General features: G+C 60.6%; 16 protein-coding genes. 15 read left to right on the forward strand and 1 reads right to left on the reverse strand.

The window, feature by feature from the left end; all coding sequences use genetic code 11:
- Positions 1–105: 105 nt before the first annotated feature.
- From rpmE to PMI26_RS12205, 3 genes are all read left to right on the forward strand, one after another.
- The gene (gene rpmE, locus PMI26_RS12215; protein ID WP_007975586.1) at positions 106–324 is read left to right on the forward strand and encodes a 50S ribosomal protein L31; all 219 of its coding nucleotides are present in this window, start codon (positions 106–108) and stop codon (positions 322–324) included.
- 35 nt (positions 325–359) lie between these two features.
- The gene (locus PMI26_RS12210; protein ID WP_007975587.1) at positions 360–1,148 is read left to right on the forward strand and encodes a thermonuclease family protein; all 789 of its coding nucleotides are present in this window, start codon (positions 360–362) and stop codon (positions 1,146–1,148) included.
- Between the two features lie 183 nt (positions 1,149–1,331).
- Positions 1,332–2,600: a malic enzyme-like NAD(P)-binding protein gene (locus PMI26_RS12205; RefSeq protein ID WP_007975588.1), complete on the forward strand. Its 1,269-nt coding sequence runs from the start codon at positions 1,332–1,334 to the stop codon at positions 2,598–2,600.
- A gap of 267 nt (positions 2,601–2,867) precedes the next feature.
- Here the strand turns inward: PMI26_RS12205 and PMI26_RS12200 are convergent, their stop codons facing one another.
- Positions 2,868–5,309, reverse strand: a complete 2,442-nt coding sequence (locus tag PMI26_RS12200; RefSeq protein WP_443200849.1) for a penicillin-binding protein 1A — start codon at positions 5,307–5,309, stop codon at positions 2,868–2,870.
- A 216-nt stretch (positions 5,310–5,525) separates the two neighbouring features.
- On the opposite strand from PMI26_RS12200, the gene PMI26_RS12195 reads away from it, so the two are divergent.
- The 12 genes from PMI26_RS12195 (at position 5,526) to gbpA (ending at position 23,076) form a co-directional block, all read left to right on the forward strand.
- Positions 5,526–6,590 carry a pilus assembly protein PilM gene (locus tag PMI26_RS12195; protein ID WP_007975591.1) on the forward strand — a complete coding sequence of 355 codons (1,065 nt, stop codon included), beginning with the start codon at positions 5,526–5,528 and terminating at the stop codon, positions 6,588–6,590.
- The gene (locus tag PMI26_RS12190) at positions 6,590–7,156 is read left to right on the forward strand and encodes a PilN domain-containing protein (RefSeq protein ID WP_007975592.1); all 567 of its coding nucleotides are present in this window, start codon (positions 6,590–6,592) and stop codon (positions 7,154–7,156) included. The genes PMI26_RS12195 and PMI26_RS12190 overlap by 1 nt, the downstream gene beginning before the upstream one ends.
- Positions 7,153–7,776: a type 4a pilus biogenesis protein PilO gene (locus PMI26_RS12185; RefSeq protein WP_007975593.1), complete on the forward strand. Its 624-nt coding sequence runs from the start codon at positions 7,153–7,155 to the stop codon at positions 7,774–7,776. The genes PMI26_RS12190 and PMI26_RS12185 overlap by 4 nt, the downstream gene beginning before the upstream one ends.
- Positions 7,773–8,300, forward strand: coding sequence for a pilus assembly protein PilP (locus PMI26_RS12180; protein WP_007975594.1), 528 nt, complete (start codon positions 7,773–7,775; stop codon positions 8,298–8,300). The genes PMI26_RS12185 and PMI26_RS12180 overlap by 4 nt, the downstream gene beginning before the upstream one ends.
- A 13-nt stretch (positions 8,301–8,313) precedes the next feature.
- Complete coding sequence (gene pilQ, locus PMI26_RS12175; protein WP_007975595.1) at positions 8,314–10,377, forward strand: type IV pilus secretin PilQ; 2,064 nt, start codon at positions 8,314–8,316, stop codon at positions 10,375–10,377.
- A 4-nt stretch (positions 10,378–10,381) separates the two neighbouring features.
- Positions 10,382–10,900 carry a shikimate kinase AroK gene (gene aroK, locus PMI26_RS12170; protein WP_015093141.1) on the forward strand — a complete coding sequence of 173 codons (519 nt, stop codon included), beginning with the start codon at positions 10,382–10,384 and terminating at the stop codon, positions 10,898–10,900.
- A gap of 150 nt (positions 10,901–11,050) precedes the next feature.
- Positions 11,051–12,151 (forward strand): 3-dehydroquinate synthase, encoded by a 1,101-nt coding sequence (gene aroB, locus PMI26_RS12165; protein WP_007975598.1) that lies wholly within the window; start codon positions 11,051–11,053, stop codon positions 12,149–12,151.
- 10 nt (positions 12,152–12,161) lie between these two features.
- A complete protein-coding gene (locus PMI26_RS12160) occupies positions 12,162–13,751 on the forward strand; it encodes an AAA family ATPase (RefSeq protein ID WP_007975599.1) in 1,590 nt (529 codons plus the stop codon).
- Between the two features lie 349 nt (positions 13,752–14,100).
- A complete protein-coding gene (gene gltB, locus PMI26_RS12155; RefSeq protein ID WP_007975601.1) occupies positions 14,101–18,546 on the forward strand; it encodes a glutamate synthase large subunit in 4,446 nt (1,481 codons plus the stop codon).
- Between the two features lie 30 nt (positions 18,547–18,576).
- Positions 18,577–19,995, forward strand: coding sequence for an FAD-dependent oxidoreductase (locus tag PMI26_RS12150; RefSeq protein ID WP_007975602.1), 1,419 nt, complete (start codon positions 18,577–18,579; stop codon positions 19,993–19,995).
- Between the two features lie 255 nt (positions 19,996–20,250).
- On the forward strand, positions 20,251–21,318 hold the full coding sequence (gene hemE, locus PMI26_RS12145; protein WP_007975603.1) for a uroporphyrinogen decarboxylase: 1,068 nt from the start codon (positions 20,251–20,253) through the stop codon (positions 21,316–21,318).
- 291 nt (positions 21,319–21,609) lie between these two features.
- Entirely contained in the window at positions 21,610–23,076 is a 1,467-nt protein-coding gene (gbpA, locus tag PMI26_RS12140; protein WP_007975604.1) for an N-acetylglucosamine-binding protein GbpA, read from the forward strand.
- The last annotated feature ends 49 nt before the right edge of the window (positions 23,077–23,125 follow it).

Genomic DNA, 23,125 nt, shown 5'->3' on the forward strand with positions numbered 1-23,125 from the left:
CGACAGCTTGCGTGAACGGGATTGTCTGGTAGAATCCGCGGCCTAATTACGTGCGGTATTCAACAATAGTGTTGGGTGGCGGCACGCTAGCCCGAGGAAAACACCATGAAAGCTGATATCCATCCAGAATACCCGGCAGTTGCTGTTACCTGCAGCTGCGGCAACAAGTTCGAAACCCGTTCGACCTTCGGCAAAGCCCTGGCGATCGACGTTTGCAACGAATGCCACCCGTTCTACACCGGTAAGCAGAAGACTCTGGACACCGGTGGTCGCGTACAGAAGTTCGCCGACCGTTTCGGTGCTTTCGGCGCGAAAAAGGCCTAAGGCCGATCAACTTGGGAAGCCGCTGCGGTTTTTCCATGCTGATGAAAAAGGCGTCCCTCGCGGGCGCCTTTTTTGTGTCCGCGATTTGGCTGTCTGGCGCGCAGGCTTTTTGTCCGACACCAAGCGGCCTGACACCTGTCGCGGTGCAGCGGGTGGTGGATGGCGACACCCTGCGCCTGAGCGATGGCCGCAATGTGCGCATGATCGGCTTGAACACGCCGGAGCTGGGCAAGCAGGGCCGTTCCGACGAACCCTTCGCCGTAGTCGCGCGCAAGCGCCTCGAGGCGTTGGTGGCGGCGAGTGACGGGTGGGTCGGGTTGGTGCCTGGCAAAGAAAGCAAGGACCATTACGGCCGCACACTGGCCCATGTCTACGGTGCAGATGGCGCCAACCTCGAAGCGCAAATGCTCGCCGAAGGCCTGGGTTTCCAGGTGGCCGTGGCGCCGAACGTCGATCTGGTCGCCTGTCAGCAAGCCGCAGAGCGCAACGCTCGACAGGCCGGGCTCGGTGTGTGGCGCCAGTCGCCTGTACTGAAAGCGGAACAGATCAGCACTTCCGGTTTTGCCGTGCTCAGTGGTCGTGTGAGCAAGGTGCAGCGCAATCGAGGTGGGGTTTGGATCGAGTTGCAGGACTCGGTTGTATTGCGCGTTGCACCCAATCTGCTGGCGCGTTTCGATGTGAATTCGCTGGAAAGCCTCAAGGGCAAGCAGATCGAGGCGCGCGGCTGGGTGCTGGATCGTTCGCGACGTGGCGGATTGAAAGAAGGGCAGGCACGCTGGATGTTGCCCTTGACCGACCCGGCGATGCTTCAAGCGGTACAGTGATAAAAAATTGTAGACATTTTTTCTGTCGATTGTGAACAGTCCAGCCCTTGTGAGCCGTGGCTCTTGGCCCAAAGTCGTAGGGGCGGGCGCTTGACAGGGGTGACCAGTCAGTCTTGTGGGGACTTTGCGAGGCGCGTATCCTCGCTCACCAGTCTGTCCAACAGTAAAAAGCGGAATGCCAAAATGTCTGATCTGAAAACTGCCGCTCTCGAATATCACGCCAATCCTCGTCCAGGGAAGCTGAGTGTCGAGCTCACCAAGGCCACTGCTACCGCTCGCGACCTGTCGCTGGCCTACAGCCCGGGCGTAGCCGAGCCAGTACGCGAGATCGCCCGCGATAAAGAGCTGGCCTACAAGTACACCGGCAAAGGCAACCTGGTTGCAGTCATTTCCGATGGCACCGCGATTCTCGGCCTGGGTAACCTCGGCCCATTGGCTTCCAAGCCAGTGATGGAAGGTAAAGGCGTACTGTTCAAGCGCTTCGCCGGCATCGACGTTTTCGACATCGAAGTCGACTCCGAAAGCCCGCAGGCCTTCATCGACACCGTCAAGCGCATCTCCATCACCTTCGGTGGCATCAACCTGGAAGACATCAAGGCACCCGAGTGCTTTGAAATCGAACGCGCTCTGATCGAGCAGTGCGATATTCCGGTATTCCACGATGACCAGCACGGCACCGCTATCGTGACCGCGGCCGGCATGATCAACGCCCTGGAAATCGCTGGCAAAACCCTGCCGGAAGCCAAGATCGTCTGCCTGGGTGCTGGCGCTGCCGCCATCTCCTGCATGAAGTTGCTGGTGAGCATGGGTGCCAACATCGAAAACATCTACATGGTCGACCGTACCGGCGTGATCCACTCCGGCCGTGACGACTTGAACCAGTACAAGGCTGTGTTCGCTCACGCGACCGACAAGCGCACCTTGGCTGACGCCCTGCAAGGCGCTGACGTGTTCGTAGGCCTGTCCGGCCCGAACCTGCTGAGCCCTGAAGGCCTGCTGTCCATGGCGGCCAACCCGATCGTGTTCGCGTGCTCCAACCCTGATCCGGAAATCTCCCCGGAACTGGCACACGCCACCCGTAGCGACGTGATCATGGCCACCGGTCGTTCCGACTACCCGAACCAGGTCAACAACGTACTGGGTTTCCCGTTCATCTTCCGTGGTGCCCTGGACGTTCGCGCCAAGCGCATCAACGAAGAGATGAAAGTAGCCGCGGCCAACGCCCTGCGTGAACTGGCCAAGCTGCCAGTGCCTCAGGAAGTGTGCGACGCCTATGGCGGCATCAAGCTGGAATTCGGCCGTGAGTACATCATTCCGAAGCCAATGGATGCCCGTCTGATCACCCTGATCTCCGATGCCGTGGCCAAAGCCGCCATCGAGACCGGCGTGGCGACCCTGCCGTATCCGAAGAACTACCCGCTGAAAAGCGTGGATGATGTGTTCAACGGCTAAGCCGTTGTAGTGCTTCAACGAAAAGCCCCGACTTGCGAGAGTCGGGGCTTTTTTATTCCTGAAGGTTTTGTGTTGCCTGTCAGGGCCTCTTCGCGGGCAAGCCCGCTCCCACAGTGGGCGATGGTGAACACAGGTTTTATGTACACCTACGACCCTGTGGGGGCGGGCTTGCCCGCGAAGAGGTCGGGCAAATCAATGCAAAACTTGCAGGCAAAAAAAGCCCTGCACTTCTCTCGAAGGCAGGGCTTTTGGGTGTTGCCAGTGTGATCAGAACAAATCGATCGGCGCAGCTTCATCCGCTGGCAACGGACTGCCTGGCGCATTGCCATTGCCGAGTTCGTTGACCGACGGCGGCGTATCTTCGGCTTTGAACAGCTCGAAGTAAGCGCCTGGCGTACCCGGGCTGGCCGCGCGGCCACTGACCGGATCGACTCGCAGGCTGAGGAGGCCTTCCGGCTCCGGCTGCGTATGCGGCGGCTTGCCTTTGAGTGCGGCGCCCATGTAGTTCATCCAGATCGGCAGCGCGACGGTGCCGCCGAATTCCTTGCGGCCCAGGCTTTCCGGCTGGTCGAAACCGGTCCATACGGTGGTCACGTAATCGGCGTTGTAGCCGGAGAACCAGGCGTCCTTGGATTCGTTGGTCGTACCGGTCTTGCCGGCAATGTCCGGGCGGCCCAAGGCCAGTGCGCGACGACCGGTGCCGAGCTTGATCACGTCCTCAAGCATGCTGTTGAGGATGTACGTGGTGCGCCCGTCAACGATGCGTTCGGCCACGGCGGGTGCTTGTGGTGTCGGCGCAGCAGCGCCAGGGACTTCGCCCGGCGTTGCATTGACCGTGAAGGCTTGAGGGGCGGGTGCGGCAATGCCATCGCTGGCAGCGCCGCCCTGAGGCACGCTCGGCGGGTTGGCGACGAACAGCGTGTCGCCATTGCGGCTTTCAATCCTGTCGATGATGTACGGGGTGATCTTGTAGCCGCCGTTGGCGAAGGTGCTCCAGCCGGTGGCGATCTCCATTGGCGTCAGGGTTGCGGTGCCCAGCGCCAGGGACAGGTTGGGTGGCAGGTCCTGTTTGTTGAAGCCGAAGCGAGCGATGTAGTCGATGGTCTTGCCAACACCCATCGCCTGCAGCAAGCGGATCGACACCAGGTTGCGCGACTTGTACAGCGCTTCACGCAGGCGGATCGGGCCGAGGAACGTGTTGGTGTCGTTTTTCGGCCGCCAGACCTTGTCCAGGTACTCGTCGACGAACACGATCGGGGCATCGTTGACCAGACTGGAGGCGGTGTAGCCGTTATCCAGTGCGGCGGCGTAGACGAACGGTTTGAAGCTCGAGCCTGGCTGGCGCTTGGCCTGCAGTGCGCGGTTGTAGTTGCTCTGTTCGAAAGCGAAGCCGCCGACCAGGGCGCGAATGGCACCGTTCTGTGGGTCCAGGGACACCAGCGCGCCCTGGGCCAGCGGGATCTGGCTGAACTTCAGCGAGTTGTCCGCCTGACGCTGCACGCGAATCAGGTCACCGACCTGGGCCACGTCCGAAGGCTGCTTCGGGTTGGCGCCCATGCTGTTGGTGTTCAGGAACGGACGGGCCCACTTCATGGTGTCCCAGTTGACGTGTTCCTGGCCGGTGCGGGTCAGCACCTGCAGGCCGCTCTTGTCGACCTGGGTCACGATCGCCGGTTCCAGGCCGCTGATGGTGCGTTGCTTGGTCAGCTCGGTTACCCAGGCTTCACGCGTCTTGCCCGGAAGCCGCGACTCGGGGCCGCGATAGCCGTGGCGCTGATCGTAGGTCATCAGGCCTTCGTGAACTGCGGTGTTGGCCAGTTCCTGGAGGTCGCTCGGCACCGTGGTGGTGACGCGGAAACCTTCGGTATACGCGTCGCTGCCATATCGCCCGACCATTTCGGCGCGGGCCATTTCGGCGATGTACGGTGCGTTCACCTCCGGAGTCGGTACGTGATAGCTGGCGTTCAGCGGCTCGTTGATCGCGGCGGTGTAGTCGGCCTCGCTGATTTTGCCGAGCTTGTACATGCGCCCCAGGATCCAGTCGCGACGTTCCTTGCTGCGCGCCGGGTTGGCCAGCGGGTTGAAGCGCGACGGCGCCTTGGGCAGGCCGGCAATCATGGCCATCTGCGCCAGGCTGACATCGCGGATCGATTTGCCGTAATAGACCTGCGCCGCCGCCTCGATGCCGTAGGCACGGTTGCCCAGGTAGATCTTGTTGACGTACAGCTCGAGGATCTCGTCCTTGGTCAGCTGGCGTTCGATCTGCAAGGCCAGCAGGATCTCGGTGGTCTTGCGCGAAAAGCTGCGTTCGCTGGTCAGGAAGAAGTTCTTCGCCACTTGCATGGTGATCGTGCTGCCACCGGACTGGATGTGACCGCTTTTGATCAGTTGGGTCGCGGCACGCATCAGGCTGCTGGGATCGACGCCATAGTGGTTGGCGAAATTGTCGTCTTCAGCACTTAGTAACGCATTAATGAAATTGGGGGGAATGTCGGCGAAGCGGATCGGTGTACGGCGCATTTCGCCGAACTCTGCAATCAACTTGTTATCGCTGCTGTAGACCCGCAAAGGAATCTGCAACTGGATGCTTCTCAGCGCCTCCACGGACGGCAGCCCGGGACTAAGGTAGAGGTACGCCCCGCTCAGACCCAGAAGGAGTCCGCAGAAAACCGCGACGATGGACCAACCGAAAAATTTCAGCAGACGAATCAAGACTTTTGGATATCCAGGGCAAAAATGAATTGGGCAACAGGGTTCAGGCTAAATGAGAACGACCCGCGCTTGAGCAAATGCGGAAAAAAACGCTGGGCATTATAAGCATTTTTCTGATCAGGAGCGCGGTTGGTGCTGCTGTCAAGACGGGCGGATTGAACGCAATGGACATTGCAGAGTCCGTAACTCACGGAAAGTCATAGGGAATTGGTAGTGCCAGGACTCTTTAACAAAAAATCCAGTACGCTCCTGGGAATCGATATCAGCTCTACCTCGGTAAAGCTTCTGGAATTGAGCCGTCAGGGCGAACGCTACCGGGTCGAGGCTTATGCGGTCGAGCCGTTGCCGGTCGGCGCGGTGATCGAAAAGAACATTGCTGACCTCGAAGGCGTGGGGCTGGCCCTCGCGCGCGCGCTGACCAGGGCCAGAACCGGCCTCAAGGGTGTGGCCGTGGCTGTGGCAGGCTCGGCGGTGATCACCAAGATCATCGAGATGGATGCCGCTCTTTCCGAAGACGAAATGGAAAGCCAGCTGAAGATCGAGGCGGATCAATACGTCCCTTATCCCCTGGATGAAGTCGCGATCGACTTTGAAGTCCAGGGTTCTTCCGCGCGCAACCCGGAGCGCGTCAACGTGCTGCTCGCGGCTTGCCGCAAGGAAAACCTCGAGGTCCGCGAGGCCGCCCTGGCCCTGGCGGGGCTGACCGCCCGCGTAGTCGATGTTGAGGCCTACGCACTGGAGCGCTCCTTCGCGTTGCTGGCCAGTCGGCTTGCGGCTTCCGGGGAGCCGTTGACGGTTGCAGTGGTGGATATCGGCGCCACCATGACCACCCTGAGCGTGCTGCACAACGGGCGGATTATCTACACCCGTGAGCAACTGTTCGGCGGTCGGCAGTTGACCGGGGAAATCCAGCGTCGCTATGGCCTGACGCTGGAACAGGCGAGTCTGGCGCAAAGGAAGGGCGGCCTGCCGGATGACTATGCCGGTGAGGTCTTGCAGCCCTTTCAACAGGCACTGGTGCAGCAGGTGTCGCGCTCGTTGCAATTCTTCTTTGCCGCCGGCCAGTACAGCGCCGTCGACCATATCCTGCTGGCCGGCGGTACCGCGTCGGTCCCGGGGCTGGGCCGTTTGGTCGAGCGGCAATTGGGTACGCCGACCCTGATCGCGAACCCTTTTTCCGCAATGACGCTGGGCAGCAAGGTCAATGGTGCTGCCCTGGCGAGTGATGCCCCGGCGTTGATGATCGCCTGTGGTCTGGCCCTCAGGAGCTTCGACTGATGGCGCGGATCAACCTTTTACCCTGGCGCGAGGAGCGGCGTGAAGTCCGCCGCAAACGCTTTCTGCTGGTCCTGGTGGCCGCTATGGTGGGCACGATGGGTGCGGTGCTGGTTGCCAACCAGGCCATCAGCCGTGCCATCGACCGGCAAATCGCCCGTAACGATTACATCGGCAGGCAAATCGCCGTGGTCGATGAGCGAATCACGCAGATCAATGATCTCAAGGAGCGCCGCCAGCAACTGGTCGAGCGCATGCGCATCATCCAGGACCTGCAAGACAACCGCCAAATCAGCGGGCGAATATTTGACCAGCTGGCGCGGGCACTGCCTGACGGCGTGTATTTCACAGAAGTGAGAATGGCCGCAAAGACCTTGTCCATCACCGGTGCCGCGCAATCCAATAGCCGTGTTTCAGACTTGATGCGCAACCTCGAGGCATCAGACTGGTTCGATGCGCCGAGCCTGACTGAGGTCAAGGCCGCGGCTGCCGGTCAGGTGGAGCAGGCCAACGTCTTCCAGTTGACCGTTCGCCAGACTCAACCCGCAGCACCGGAGGGTGGCAAATGAGCCTGTCCGAATGGTTTGAAGGGCTGCGCAAGATCGACTTCAACGATCTGGACACCGGAAACATGGGGGCCTGGCCGCCGGCGATCAAGTGTCTGGTGGCCGGTTTGCTCATGCTTGTGGTGCTGGTCTTGGGCTACAACTTTTCCACTCGCGACCTCGAGAGCCAGCTCGATCTGAAGCGTGAGGAAGAGTCGGCGCTCAAGGAGCAGTTCGCCGACAAATCCCGCATGGCGGCGAATCTGGATCTCTATACCCAGCAGTTGAAAGAGTTGGAGAGCGCTTTCGGCGTGCTGTTGCGGCAACTACCCGGCGACACCGAAGTGCCCGGCTTGCTGGAAGACATCACGCGTACTGGTCTGGGCAGTGGCCTGGAGTTCGAGGAGATCAAGCTGTTGCCGGAAGTCGCCCAGCCGTTCTACATCGAGTTGCCGATCCAGATCACGGTCACCGGGGGTTACCACGACCTGGCCACCTTCGTCAGTGGTGTGGCCGGGTTGCCGCGAATCGTCACCTTGCACGATTTCGACCTTGCCCCCGTCAGTCCCCAGGGTGCTTCGAAACTGCGCTTGCGCATCCTCGCCAAGACCTACCGCTACAGCGAAACGGGGCGACATCAATGACCCTGGCGCGTTGTTTTCCGATGGCGCTGTTGCTGTCTGTTCTGTCCGGCTGTGGCGCTGGCGATGACTACAGCGATCTGGACGCCTACCTGAGCGAAATACGCCTGCGCGGCCCGGGCAGTATTGAACCAACGCCGGTATTCCGGTCTTACCCGACATTCATCTACGACGCAGCGAACCTGCGCAGTCCGTTTTCACCACAGCTCAGCACTGATCTGGCGGCCCATCGGCGGGGTTCGCGCAATGTCAAACCCGACCCTGACCGGGTCAGGCAATACCTCGAATGTTTCAACATCGAGCAGTTTGAAATGGTCGGCACCCTTTCCAATGCGACAGGCTCCTTTGCCCTGTTGCGCGGGGCGGGTGGCGTGCACCGCCTGAAGGTCGGTGATTACCTGGGGCGTAACGACGGACGAATCGTTGCGATCAGTGGTTCGCAAGTCGATGTGGTTGAAATTGTCCCTGATGGTCAGGGTGCGTGGCTGGAGCGTCCCCGGACCATCCCTTTGAAAGAGCACTCATAGTGGAACCCGAATAATGAACAGGATTTTCTCCGCCTTCGGCCTTTCGCTATGGATAGCGATGTTGTCGCCGATGGTACAAGCGGCCAATCTCAAGGCGCTGGATGTCGCTGCGCTGCCGGGAGACCGGGTCGAGTTGAAGTTGTCGTTCGATGCGCCGCCCCCGTTGCCTCAGGGCTACATGACTGAGTCGCCGGCCCGGATTGCGCTGGATTTGCCGGGTGTCGTCAGTCAGTTGGCCAGCAAGACTCGCGATCTCGGCAGTGGAAATGCCCGTAGTGCAACGGTGGTGGAGGCCGGGGGGCGTATGCGATTGATCATCAACCTGGCTCAGTCGGCCCCGTACGACTCGCGAATTGAAGGCAACAATTTGCTGGTGGTTGTCGGGCAGGGTGTCAAACCGTCGACACCCAGGCCGGCGGCCCCGGCAATGCCGGCACGCGCCGCTGCGACGCCAGGCAAGGCCATTCGGGGTGTGGATTTTCAGCGAGGCACACAGGGCGAGGGCAACGTGGTGATCGACTTGTCGGACCCATCGATTGCGCCCGACATACAACAGCGCGAGGGCAAGATTATTGTCGGGTTTGCCAAAACCCGATTGCCCGAGCCGTTGCGCGTGCGTCTGGATGTAAAGGATTTCGCCACGCCCGTGCAGTTCGTCAAGGCCAGCGCGAGCGGCGATCGAGCCATCATCAGCATCGAGCCCGGTGGTGCGTTCGATTACTCGACCTATCAGACCGACAGCAAGCTCACGGTCAGCGTTCGCCCGGCGACGGTCGACGACCTGCAAAAGCGCAATGTCGGGCCACAGGCTTACAGCGGCGAGAAGCTTTCGCTGAACTTCCAGGACATCGATGTGCGGTCGGTGCTGCAATTGATCGCCGATTTCACCAACCTCAATCTGGTGGCCAGCGATACGGTGCAGGGTGGCATCACGTTGCGCCTGCAGAACGTGCCGTGGGATCAGGCGCTGGATCTGGTGCTGAAAACCAAGGGGCTGGACAAGCGCAAGGTCGGTAATGTCCTGCTTGTTGCGCCGGCCGATGAAATTGCTGCCCGTGAGCGTCAGGAACTGGAATCACAAAAGCAGATTGCCGATCTGGCGCCGTTGCGCCGGGAGCTGTTGCAGGTGAATTACGCCAAGGCGGCGGACATTGCCAAGCTCTTCCAGTCGGTGACCAGTGCCGAAGCGAAACCCGACGAACGGGGGTCGATCACCGTCGACGAGCGCACCAACAACATCATTGCCTACCAGACCCAGGACCGGCTTGATGAGCTGCGCAGGATCGTCACGCAGCTGGATATCCCTGTGCGTCAGGTCATGATCGAGGCGCGCATTGTCGAAGCCAACGTCGACTATGACAAAAGCCTCGGGGTGCGCTGGGGCGGATCGATACAGAACCGGGGCAACTGGAACACCTCCGGTGTCAGCAATGGACTCAACGGGTCATCGACCATCGGCACGCCCGGCAGTACCAGCACAAACTCACCGTTCGTTGACATGGGCGTAGCCAATAACACCTCGGGAATCGGCATCGCGTTCATCACCGATAACGTCTTGCTGGACCTGGAACTGACGGCCATGGAGAAAACCGGCAACGGGGAAATCGTCTCGCAACCCAAGGTGGTCACGTCCGACAAGGAAACCGCCAAGATCCTCAAGGGCACCGAGATTCCCTATCAGGAGGCCAGTTCCAGTGGCGCGACTTCGGTGTCGTTCAAGGAGGCTTCGCTGTCGCTGGAAGTGACGCCGCAGATCACGCCCGACAACCGGATCATCATGGAGGTCAAGGTGACCAAGGACGAGCCGGACTACCTGAACAAGGTCCAGGATGTACCGCCCATCAAGAAAAACGAGGTCAACGCCAAGGTCCTGGTCAATGATGGCGAGACCATCGTCATTGGCGGCGTTTTCTCAAATACTCAGAGCAAGGTCGTAGATAAGGTGCCATTTCTTGGCGATGTGCCGTATCTTGGCCGCCTTTTCCGGCGTGATGTGGTTTCGGAGAAAAAATCCGAGCTGTTGGTATTCCTCACTCCGCGTATCATGAATAATCAGGCGATTGCTGTGAGTCATTGATTCTGTGCGAAATTTGATTCTTGTAGGACCGATGGGTGCTGGAAAAAGCACCATCGGCCGGTTGCTGGCCAAAGAGCTGCGCCTGCCATTCAAAGATTCCGATAAGGAAATTGAATTGCGCACGGGCGCCAATATCCCTTGGATCTTCGATAAAGAAGGCGAACCGGGCTTTCGTGATCGCGAGCAGGCAATGATTGCCGAGCTGTGCGACTACGACGGTGTGGTGCTGGCGACAGGTGGGGGCGCGGTCATGCGCGAAGCCAATCGTCGGGCACTGCATGCCGGTGGGCGGGTGGTTTATCTGCATGCGTCGGTCGAGCAGCAGGTTGGCCGCACGGCCCGTGACCGCAATCGGCCATTGTTGCGTACCGCCGATCCGGCCAAGACCCTTCGGGACCTGTTGGCGATCCGCGATCCGCTTTATCGGGAAATTGCCGACCTGGTGGTCGAAACCGATGAGCGACCACCGCGAATGGTCGTACTCGACATTCTAGAGCGCCTGCAGCAGTTGCCACCCCGTTAAAGCGCCGCGCGAAATGCGCTATCCTCGGCGTCTCGCCATGACCGCTCAAGGTTGTGGCGGATGGCTACCGAACGGCGTCACACCAGCAGATGCCGTGGATATTCGTTAACTCAGGGCAGGACGCCTGATTCATCTTCACTGTGGGGACACATGCAGACACTCAAGGTCGATCTAGGCGAGCGCAGCTACCCGATTCATATTGGCGAAGGTTTGTTGGATCAGCCTGAGCTGCTGGCCCCGCACATTCGCGGACGGCAAGTAGCGATCATCTCCAACGAGACTGTTGCACCGCTCTATCTCGAGCGTCTGACCCGCAGCCTGGCGCAGTTCTCGGTGATTTCCGTGGTGCTGCCCGACGGTGAAGCCTTCAAGACCTGGGAAACCCTGCAACTGATTTTCGACGGTCTGCTGACCGCGCGGCATGACCGCCGCACCACGGTGATCGCTCTCGGTGGCGGAGTGATCGGTGACATGGCCGGCTTTGCCGCCGCCTGCTACCAGCGCGGCGTCGATTTCATCCAGGTTCCGACCACGCTGCTGTCGCAAGTCGACTCCTCGGTGGGCGGCAAGACCGGGATCAACCATCCGCTGGGCAAGAACATGGTCGGCGCCTTCTATCAGCCGAACGTGGTGCTGATCGATACCGCCAGCCTCAATACCCTGCCGGCGCGTGAACTGTCCGCCGGTCTGGCCGAAGTCATCAAGTACGGGCTGATCTGTGATGAGCCGTTCCTGACCTGGCTCGAAGACAATGTCGACCGCCTGCGCAACCTGGACCAGCAAGCCCTGACCTATGCCATCGAGCGCTCCTGCGCGGCCAAGGCCGCGGTGGTCGGTGCCGATGAGAAAGAGACGGGCGTTCGTGCCACGTTGAACCTGGGCCACACTTTTGGCCACGCCATCGAAACCCACATGGGCTATGGTGTCTGGCTACATGGAGAAGCAGTGGCTGCTGGCACCGTGATGGCGCTGGAAATGTCCGCGCGACTGGGCTGGATCAGCGAGCAGGAGCGTGATCGCGGCATTCGTCTGTTCCAGCGCGCAGGGCTGCCGGTCATTCCGCCAGAAGAGATGACAGAAGCCGATTTCCTCGAACATATGTCCATTGATAAAAAAGTGATCGACGGTCGTTTGCGCCTGGTGCTGCTGCGCCACATGGGTGAAGCGGTGGTGACCGACGATTATCCGAAAGAGGTTCTACAGGCCACGCTGGGGGCAGACTACCGCGCCCTGGCTCAGCTTAAAGGTTAATAAGAACACGATGACTAGTTTGCATGCCGACGAGGCTTTCCTCGGCCATTACCAGTTGAGTCATGACCCTTTTGCTCCACGGGTGCCTGGCTTCAAATTTTTCCCGGCCCAGCGCAAACCCGTGCTGGGACAGTTGCATCACCTGGCCCGCTACAGTCAGTTGCTGCTGGTCGTCACCGGTCCCGAGGGCAGCGGCAAGACCCTGTTGCGTCAGGCCCTGGTCGCCAGCACCAACAAGCAGTCGGTACAAAGCGTGGTGGTGTCCGCCCGTGGCGCCGGCGATGCGGCCGGTGTGCTGCGTCAAGTGGCCCAGGCGCTGAATGTCGCCCAGGCGGATGCCGACGCTATCCTCGCCCAGGTGGTGCAGCTTGCGCTCACCGGCCAGGAAGTCTATTTGCTGGTCGATGACGCCGAACAGCTCGATGAGTCCGGCCTTGAGGTTCTGATGGTGCTGGCGGCCGGTGCGCCTGAAGGGCGCCCGCATGTGTTCCTGTTCGGCGAAACCTCGCTGATCGCTCAGCTTGAGGCCTTGCATCTCGAGGAAGAGCGATTCCACGTCATCGAACTGCAGCCCTATACCGAGGACGAAACCCGCGAGTATCTGGAGCAGCGGCTCGAGGGTGCTGGCCGCGGCATCGAACTTTTCACCGCGAATCAGATCTCTGATATTCACGAAAGCTCCGAAGGCTGGCCTGGCAGCATCAATCAGGTCGCTCGCGATGCAATGATCGAAGCCATGATCGCCAGCCGCTCTGCGGTCAAGCGTCCAAAAATGGGGTTCAATATGCCGAAGAAACACGTATTGGCGATTTCCGCCGTTGTCGTGGTTGCGGTAGCTGCCGCCTGGATGATGCCGGGTCGCAACAAGGCGCCGACAACCGGTGCGCCGGCCAATGAACAGGCGCAACTGCCGCTTGGCCAGGGCCAGCCGACCGCGAATGGCGGTGCTCCGGCCGTCGAATTCGCCGGCAACACGCAGCCGATGCCATTGCCGTTGGTCGGCAACTCGCAACCGGTCATGCGCGCCCCGCTGGCTGAGGCCGCAGGCGGCATCACCGAAGGCGACGACGGCGTTCCGGTTGAAGGCTCCAGCGCCACACCGCCGACGGTGACCACTACGGCGCCGCCTGTGGGCGTTCCTGCCGGCCCTGCGCCGACACCAGCGGCCAAGCCGGCACCTGCGCCGACTCAGGTCGCCACGGCCAAGCCAGCGCCAGCTCCAGTGGCCAAGCCTGCTCCAGCGCCAGCCAAGCCAGCCGTTGCTGCGGCGACCAAGCCTGCCGAGAAACCGGCTCCGGCAGCCAAGGCGGCGGGTGGCACCTGGTACGCCGGTCAGGCACCGGGCAACTACGTGGTGCAAATCCTCGGCACCAGCTCCGAGACTGCCGCACAAAGCTTCGTCAAAGAGCAGGGCGGCGAGTACCGTTATTTCAAGAAAGTCCTCAATGGCAAGCCGCTCTACGTGATCACCTACGGCAACTTCGCCAATCGTGATGCAGCCGTTTCCGCCATCAAGGCCTTGCCAGCGAAGGTTCAGGCTGGTAAACCTTGGCCTCGCACTGTCGCCAGCGTCCAACAGGAACTGGCAACAACTCGCTGAAGATTCGGCGGCCTTACCCAGGCCGCCTCTCCAAGCACCTCAAAATTTCTACAAGTGCGCGCCGCCTTCCGGGCTGCGTGCCTTGTGGTGTCTGCGTCACAGTAGTCTTTGAGTCGTTGCGGTCAAAATTAAAAAAGTTTTGACTAGCACAGCAGATCGCTTTAAACCTTTCACAAATGCGACATGGATTTGCGACATTTCGTCGTCAAATTTGTGAGGCCAAGTGTCGGTGTGTACAATGACCTCCCTTTTGTCCCCGCAAAGCTGGCGTACGTTCGGCGCGGATGGCAAGTGGTTGAATTGAAAAGAAATTTGCCTCGTACAGAGGCAGCCTGGTGAGAAAGTGTCTATGAAAGCAGGTCTGTACCAACCAGATGAATTCAAGGATAACTGTGGTTTCGGCCTGATAGCCCATATGCAGGGCGAGCCCAGTCATACCCTTTTGCAAACGGCCATCGAGGCCCTGACCTGCATGACCCACCGCGGTGGGATTAATGCCGACGGCAAGACCGGTGACGGTTGCGGTCTGCTGATTCAAAAGCCGGACGTGTTCCTGCGAGCCATCGCCCAGGAAACCTTCGGCGTCGAGATGCCCAAGCAATATGCGGTGGGCATGGTTTTCTTCAATCAGGACCCGGTCAAAGCCGAAGCCGCTCGCGAGAACATGAACCGCGAGATTCTGGCCGCTGGCCTGCAACTGGTCGGCTGGCGCAAAGTGCCGATCGACACCAGCGTCCTCGGCCGCCTGGCCCTTGAGCGCCTGCCGCAGATCGAGCAAGTGTTCATCGGTGGTGAAGGCCTGAGCGACCAGGACATGGCCGTCAAGCTGTTCACCTCCCGTCGTCGCTCGTCCGTGGCCAACGCCGCCGACACCGACCACTACGTCTGCAGCTTTTCGCACAAGACCATCATTTACAAAGGCCTGATGATGCCGGCGGACTTGACCGCCTTCTATCCGGACCTGAGCGATGAGCGCCTGCAAACTTCGATTTGCGTGTTCCACCAGCGCTTTTCCACCAACACCCTGCCGAAATGGCCGCTGGCTCAACCGTTCCGCTTCCTGGCGCACAACGGCGAGATCAACACCATCACCGGCAACCGCAACTGGGCCGTGGCCCGTCGCACCAAGTTCACCAACGACCTGATGGACCTGGAAGAGCTCGGCCCGCTGGTCAACCGCGTGGGTTCGGACTCCTCGAGCATGGACAACATGCTGGAGCTGATGGTCACCGGTGGCATCGACCTGTTCCGTGGCGTGCGGATGATCATTCCGCCAGCGTGGCAGAACGTCGAGACCATGGACCCGGATCTGCGTGCGTTCTACGAATACAACTCGATGCACATGGAACCGTGGGACGGCCCGGCTGGCGTGGTAATGACCGACGGTCGCTACGCGGTGTGCCTGCTCGACCGTAACGGTCTGCGTCCGGCGCGTTGGGTCACCACCAAGAACGGTTTCATCACCCTGGCCTCGGAAATCGGTGTCTGGAACTACCAGCCTGAAGATGTGATCGCCAAGGGGCGTGTGGGACCTGGCCAGATCTTTGCCGTGGACACCGAAACCGGCCAGATCCTCGACACCGATGCGATCGACAACCGCCTGAAGTCCCGTCATCCGTACAAGCAATGGCTGCGCAAGAATGCCCTGCGCATCCAGGCGACCATGGAAGACAACGACCACGGTTCGGCGTTCTACGACGTCGACCAGCTCAAGCAATACATGAAGATGTACCAGGTCACGTTCGAAGAGCGCGATCAGGTGCTGCGTCCGCTCGGCGAACAGGGCTACGAAGCCGTGGGCTCGATGGGCGACGATACGCCGATGGCCGTGCTGTCCCAGCGCGTGCGCACGCCGTACGACTATTTCCGCCAGCAGTTCGCGCAGGTCACCAACCCGCCGATCGACCCGCTGCGCGAAGCCATCGTCATGTCGCTGGAAATCTGCCTCGGTGCCGAGCGCAACATTTTCCAGGAGTCGCCGGAACACGCCTCGCGCGTGATCCTCAGCTCGCCGGTCATTTCCCCGGCCAAGTGGCGCTCGCTGATGAACCTCGATCGTCCGGGCTTCGAGCGCGCGATCATCGACCTGAACTACGACGAAAGCGTCGGCCTCGAAGCGGCCATCCGCAACGTCGCCGATCAGGCTGAAGAAGCCGTGCGCGCCGGTCGTACCCAGGTCGTACTGAGCGACCGTCACATTGCCCCGGGCAAGTTGCCGATCCACGCGTCCCTGGCTACCGGCGCGGTGCACCACCGCCTGACCGAAAAAGGCCTGCGTTGCGACTCCAACATCCTGGTGGAAACTGCGACCGCCCGCGATCCGCATCACTTCGCCGTGTTGATCGGTTTCGGTGCCTCTGCCGTTTATCCGTTCCTGGCTTACGAAGTGCTGGGTGACCTGATCCGTACCGGTGAAGTGCTGGGCGACCTCTACGAGGTGTTCAAGAACTACCGCAAAGGCATCACCAAGGGCCTGCTCAAGATCCTGTCGAAGATGGGCATCTCGACCATCACTTCGTACCGCGGTGCGCAGTTGTTCGAGGCCATCGGCCTGTCCGAGGAAGTCTGCAACCTGAGCTTCCGTGGCGTGCCGAGCCGCATCAAGGGTGCGCGTTTCGTCGACATCGAAGCCGAGCAGAAAGCCCTGGCGACCGAAGCCTGGAGTCCGCGCAAGCCGATCCAGCAAGGCGGCCTGCTGAAGTTCGTCCACGGTGGCGAGTATCACGCTTACAACCCGGATGTGGTCAACACCCTGCAAGCCGCTGTGCAGCAGGGCGACTACAGCAAGTTCAAGGAATACACGTCGCTGGTGGATAACCGCCCGGTGTCGATGATCCGCGACCTGCTGAAAGTCAAAACCCTCGACACTCCATTGGATATGAGCGAGATCGAACCGCTGGAATCGGTGCTCAAGCGCTTCGACTCCGCCGGTATATCCCTGGGCGCCCTGTCGCCGGAAGCTCACGAAGCCCTGGCCGAAGCCATGAACCGCCTCGGTGCGCGTTCCAACTCCGGCGAAGGCGGTGAAGACCCGGCACGCTACGGCACCATCAAGAGCTCGAAAATCAAGCAGGTTGCGACTGGCCGCTTCGGTGTGACCCCGGAATACCTGGTCAACGCCGAGGTGCTGCAGATCAAGGTCGCCCAAGGCGCCAAGCCGGGCGAGGGTGGTCAACTGCCGGGTGGTAAAGTGAACGGTCTGATCGCCAAGCTGCGTTACGCAGTGCCAGGCGTGACGCTGATTTCGCCACCGCCGCACCACGACATCTACTCGATCGAAGACTTGTCGCAGCTGATTTTCGACCTGAAACAAGTCAACCCGAAAGCGCTGGTTTCGGTGAAGCTGGTAGCGGAAGCCGGCGTCGGCACCATTGCCGCCGGTGTGGCCAAGGCCTACGCGGACTTGATCACCATCTCCGGCTACGACGGCGGCACCGGTGCATCGCCGCTGACCTCGATCAAGTACGCGGGCGCTCCGTGGGAACTCGGCCTGGCCGAAACCCACCAGACCCTGCGCGGCAACGACCTGCGCGGCAAAGTCCGGGTACAGACCGACGGCGGCCTGAAAACCGGCCTCGACGTGATCAAGGCTGCGATCCTCGGGGCTGAAAGCTTTGGCTTCGGCACCGCGCCGATGATCGCCCTGGGCTGCAAATACCTGCGCATCTGCCACCTGAACAACTGCGCCACCGGTGTTGCGACCCAGAACGAGAAGCTGCGCAAGGACCACTACATCGGCACCGTCGACATGGTGGTGAACTTCTTCACCTACGTCGCCGAAGAAACCCGTGAGTGGCTGGCCAAGCTGGGCGTGCGTTCCCTCGAGGAGCTGATCGGCCGTACCGATCTGCTGGAGGTCCTCGAAGGCCAGACCGCCAAGCAGCATCACCTGGACCTGACTCCGTTGCTGGGCAGCGACCACGTGCCGGCGGACAAACCGCAGTTCTGTGGCGTGGACCGCAACCCGCCGTTCGACAAGGGCCTGCTGGCCGAGAAGATGGTCGACATGGCCACCTCGGCGATCAACGACCTGAGCGGCGCTGAATTCGCCCTGGATATCTGCAACTGCGACCGTTCCATCGGTGCACGGATCTCCGGCGAAATCGCGCGCAAGCACGGCAACCAGGGCATGGCCAACGCACCGATCACCTTCCGCTTCAAGGGCACAGCGGGCCAGAGCTTTGGTGTGTGGAACGCCGGCGGCCTGAACATGTACCTGGAAGGCGACGCCAACGACTACGTCGGCAAGGGCATGACCGGCGGCAAGCTGGTGATCGTTCCGCCGAAAGGCAGCGTCTACCGCACCCAGGACAGTGCCATCATCGGCAACACCTGCCTGTACGGCGCCACGGGCGGCAAGCTGTTCGCCGCCGGCACCGCGGGCGAGCGTTTCGCCGTGCGTAACTCCGGTGCCCACACCGTGGTGGAAGGCACTGGCGATCACTGCTGCGAGTACATGACCGGTGGTTTCGTCTGCGTATTGGGCAAGACCGGTTACAACTTCGGCTCTGGCATGACCGGCGGTTTCGCCTACGTGCTCGACCAGGACAACACCTTCGTTGACCGGGTCAACCACGAACTGGTGGAAATCCAGCGGATCAGCGGCGAGGCGATGGAAGCCTACCGTAGCCACCTGCAACGTGTGCTGAACGAGTACGTCGAGGAAACCGACAGCGAGTGGGGTCGTGAACTCGCCGAGAACCTCGATGATTACGTGCGTCGTTTCTGGTTGGTCAAGCCCAAGGCTGCCAACCTGAAATCGTTGCTTTCCAGCACCCGTGCCAACCCGCAGTGATGCGCCTGAAGAGTTTGATGAGGTTTTAAAATGGCTGAACGTCTGAATAATGACTTCCAGTTCATCGAGGTCGGGCGCAAGGATCCGAAGAAGAAACTGTTGCGTCAACGCAAGAAAGAGTTCGTGGAGATCTACGAACCCTTCAAACCCCAGCAGTCGGCCGACCAGGCCCATCGCTGCCTGGGTTGCGGTAACCCGTATTGCGAATGGAAGTGCCCGGTGCACAACTTCATTCCCAACTGGCTCAAGCTAGTGGCCGAGGGCAACATCCTCCAGGCCGCCGAGTTGTCGCACCAGACCAACACCCTGCCGGAAGTCTGCGGCCGGGTGTGCCCGCAGGACCGTCTGTGCGAGGGTGCCTGCACCCTCAACGACGGCTTCGGCGCGGTGACCATCGGTTCGGTTGAGAAGTACATCACCGACACCGCGTTCGCCATGGGCTGGCGCCCGGACATGTCCAAGGTCAAGCCAACCGGCAAGCGTGTCGCGATCATCGGTGCCGGGCCTGCGGGCCTGGGCTGTGCCGACGTGCTGGTGCGCGGCGGTGTGACCCCGGTGGTGTTCGACAAGAACCCGGAAATCGGCGGTCTGCTGACCTTCGGCATTCCCGAGTTCAAGCTGGAAAAGACCGTGCTGAGCAATCGCCGCGAAGTATTCACCGGCATGGGCATCGAGTTCCGCCTCAACACCGAGGTGGGCAAGGACGTGACCATGGAGCAACTGCTCGAAGAATACGATGCCGTATTCATGGGCATGGGCACCTACACCTACATGAAGGGCGGTTTTGCCGGTGAAGACCTGCCGGGCGTGTATGACGCGCTGGACTTCCTGATCGCCAACGTCAACCGCAACCTGGGCTTTGAAAAGTCGCCGGAAGATTTCGTCGACATGAAAGGCAAGAAGGTCGTGGTCCTGGGTGGTGGCGACACGGCGATGGACTGCAACCGTACCTCGATCCGCCAGGGCGCCAAGTCGGTGACCTGCGCCTATCGTCGTGACGAAGCGAACATGCCGGGCTCGCGCAAAGAGGTGAAGAACGCCAAGGAAGAAGGCGTGAAGTTCCTCTACAACCGCCAGCCGATTGCGATTGTTGGTGAAGACAAGGTCGAAGGCGTGAAGGTGGTCGAGACCCGTCTCGGCGAACCGGACGCCCGTGGCCGTCGCAGCCCCGAGCCGATCCCGGGTTCCGAAGAGATCATCCCGGCCGACGCCGTGGTCATCGCGTTCGGTTTCCGTCCTAGCCCGGCGCCGTGGTTCGAGCAGTTCGAGATCCAGACCGACAGCCAGGGCCGCGTTGTGGCACCGGAACAAGGCCAGTACAAGCACCAGACCAGCAACCCGAAAATCTTCGCCGGTGGCGACATGGTGCGCGGTTCGGACCTGGTGGTGACGGCGATCTTCGAAGGCCGTAATGCGGCTGAAGGGATCCTGGATTACCTGGGCGTCTAAGCCCCCGAGCCAGACTTGAAATGCAGTAAAAATGTGGGAGCGGGCTTGCTCGCGAAGAGGGAGTGTCAGTCGACAGTTTTGTTGCCTGACAAACCGCATTCGCGAGCAAGCCCGCTCCCACAGTTGTTTCTCGGTGTTGCTAAACTCTGTATTTCATTGCGACAAATTGACCCGATAGACAAAAGCCTCCGCTCTTGCCGTGCCTTTTGCGTCCGGCTCTGAGAAAATGACCTCACTTTTTTTCCGGATGCCGACATGACTGCCCTGAAGAACGACCGTTTCCTGCGCGCCCTGCTCAAGCAACCCGTAGACGTCACCCCCGTGTGGATGATGCGTCAGGCCGGTCGCTACCTGCCTGAATACCGCGCCAGCCGCGCCAAGGCCGGCGATTTCATGAGCCTGTGCATGAACCCGGCGTTCGCTTGCGAAGTCACGATGCAGCCGCTCGATCGTTATCCGCAACTGGATGCGGCGATCCTCTTTTCCGACATCCTGACCATCCCCGATGCCATGGGCCAGGGCCTGTACTTCGAAACCGGCGAAGGCCCGCGCTTCAAGAAAGTCGTCAGCACCCTGGCCGACATCGAAGCCCTGCCGATTCCCGACCCGCAGAAAGACCTGGGCTACGTGATGGACGCGGTCAGCACCATCCGCCGCGAACTGAACGGCCGCGTGCCGTTGATCGGCTTCTCCGGCAGCCCATGGACCCTGGCGACCTACATGGTCGAAGGCGGCTCGTCGAAAGACTTCCGCAAGACCAAGGCCATGCTCTATGACAACCCGCAAGCCATGCACCTGTTGCTGGACAAGCTTGCGCAGTCGGTCACCAGCTACCTCAATGGCCAGATCTTGGCCGGTGCGCAAGCGGTGCAGATCTTCGACACCTGGGGCGGCAACCTGTCGGCAGCGGCGTACCAGGAGTTCTCCCTGGCCTACATGCGCAAAATCGTCAGCGGCCTGATCCGCGAGCACGAAGGCCGCAAGGTGCCGGTCATCCTGTTCACCAAGAACGGCGGCCTGTGGCTGGAAAGCATCGCCGATGCCGGTGCTGATGCATTGGGCCTGGACTGGACCTGCGACATCGGTAACGCCCGTGCCCGTGTTGGCGACAAGGTCGCACTGCAAGGCAACATGGACCCGACCGTGCTCTACGCCAAACCGGAAGCCATTCGCGCTGAAGTCGGGCGCATTCTCGCCAGCTACGGCAAGGGCAGCGGCCACGTGTTCAACCTCGGTCATGGCATTACGCCGGAAGTCGATCCGGAACACGCCGGTGCATTCCTGCGCGCCGTGCATGAATTGTCGGCGCAATATCACGAGTAACGGCCAGCGCCGTTTTCCAGAAGCCTGTCCCGCCTCGTGCCGGACAGGTTTTTTATGCCCTGCAGAAATGCTGTCCGGATGAAGCCTTTCTGTCGGTAAGGGTGTTTTTTTCCTGAGTGAACATCGGACGCGCAGACCATTCCTGCCCGGCTCGATGATTACTCCTACATAGAATTCCTCGTCATCTCCGTAAGGTTCCAGACCCCTGTTCAGCACAACGCTGAACGGTAACGAAGCAAACATCGCCGCCTGCAAGGCGCCTTGTTTTCGATAAGCAGTCTGGAACACATCATGAAAATTACATTTGATAAAAGAAGTGCATTAACGGCCTGCACCTCTTCGATGATCCTGTTATCGGCAATGCTGGCCTCTCAAACCGTTTCTGCCCATGGCTATCTGGATGTGCCGCCGTCACGCGCACTGGCCTGCCAGAAAGGTTTGAACACCAATTGTGGCGGCGCGCAGTACGAGCCGCAGAGCGTCGGTGAAACCTTCAAGGGCTTTCCGGCAGGTGTCGGCGGTGCCCCCTTGCAGGGGCCGGTCGATGGCAAGATCGCCAGCGGCGGTCACGCGCTGTTCTCCGCACTGGACGCACAGTCCGCCACCCGCTGGCACCTGACGGAAATCAAGGATCGCAACATCGATTTCCAATGGCGTTACACCGCCGTCCACCCGGCCACCAAGCACGAGTATTTCATCTCCAGCGACGGTTGGAACCCGAACGAGTCGCTCAAGCGCGCCACCTTCGAAAGCACGCCGTTCTGCACCATCGATGGCGGCAACCAGTTGCCTGTGTCGGGTGCCAGGCACAGCTGCACCCTCCCGTCTGACAAATCCGGCCACCACGTCATCCTGGCCATCTGGACCGTCGGTGACACCGACGCCGCGTTTTACAACGTCGCAGACGTGAACATCCTTGCCGAACCCGACTTGCCGGGCGGCTGGTCGCCGGTAGGCAGCATTGCATCATCGACCCCGTTGCTGGTGGGTGACAAGGTCAAGGCCCGCGCGTTTACCGCCAAGGGCGAGAGTGCGCAATACAGCGTGGAAATCAGCATCGATGACGCTGAAGAAGGCACACCGCAAAACTGGTCGTACAAGCTGGCGGAAAAAATCAACCAGACCCACACCCTGGTTCGCGCCGGTATCCGTGACGAGAGCGGCAATGTTGCCCCGGTCAAAGGCACCAATCGCCTCTACGTGCAAAAAGAAAGCGGCGTAGTCCGCTATGAAGTGCAGTTGGCCATGAAGGAAGACGCCGCTGCGCACATGGCGGTGACCTCTCAGCAAGCCGAATACGTCCTGGATAAAGGCCGGGCCAAAGTCGAATTCAGCATGACTGCGAACCGCGCGATGGACGTCGAAGCGACCTTGTTCGATCAGAACAACAAACCGGTCGGCACCACATCGGCACAAGTGGCCACCGGCTCCACCTCGTTGTCCCTGGATGTGCGCAGCAATCCTGGTGCGCACACGCTGACCCTGGTCGGCACCACCCTGGATGGCCGCACCACCCGTCAGGACACCAAGACCACCCAACTGACCGGTGAAGGCGCGGTCATCGAATACGACTTCGTATTCCCTGAAGGCCTCAGCGACTACACCGCCGGCACCAAGGTGCTGCAACCGAAGACCGACGAAGTCTTCGAGTGCAAGCCGTTCCCTGCGTCGGGTTATTGCAAGCAGTACACCCCTACCGCCAACGGCTTCGAGCCAGGTGTCGGTGCTCACTCGCACATGGCGTGGGACAAGTTGTAAGTCCCCGCAACTGGCTTCAGGCGACCTCAAAAAAGGTCGCCTGAAGCCA

Origin of the sequence: Pseudomonas sp. GM33 (assembly GCF_000282295.1) — a bacterium.
GTDB lineage: Bacteria > Pseudomonadota > Gammaproteobacteria > Pseudomonadales > Pseudomonadaceae > Aquipseudomonas > Aquipseudomonas laurylsulfatiphila.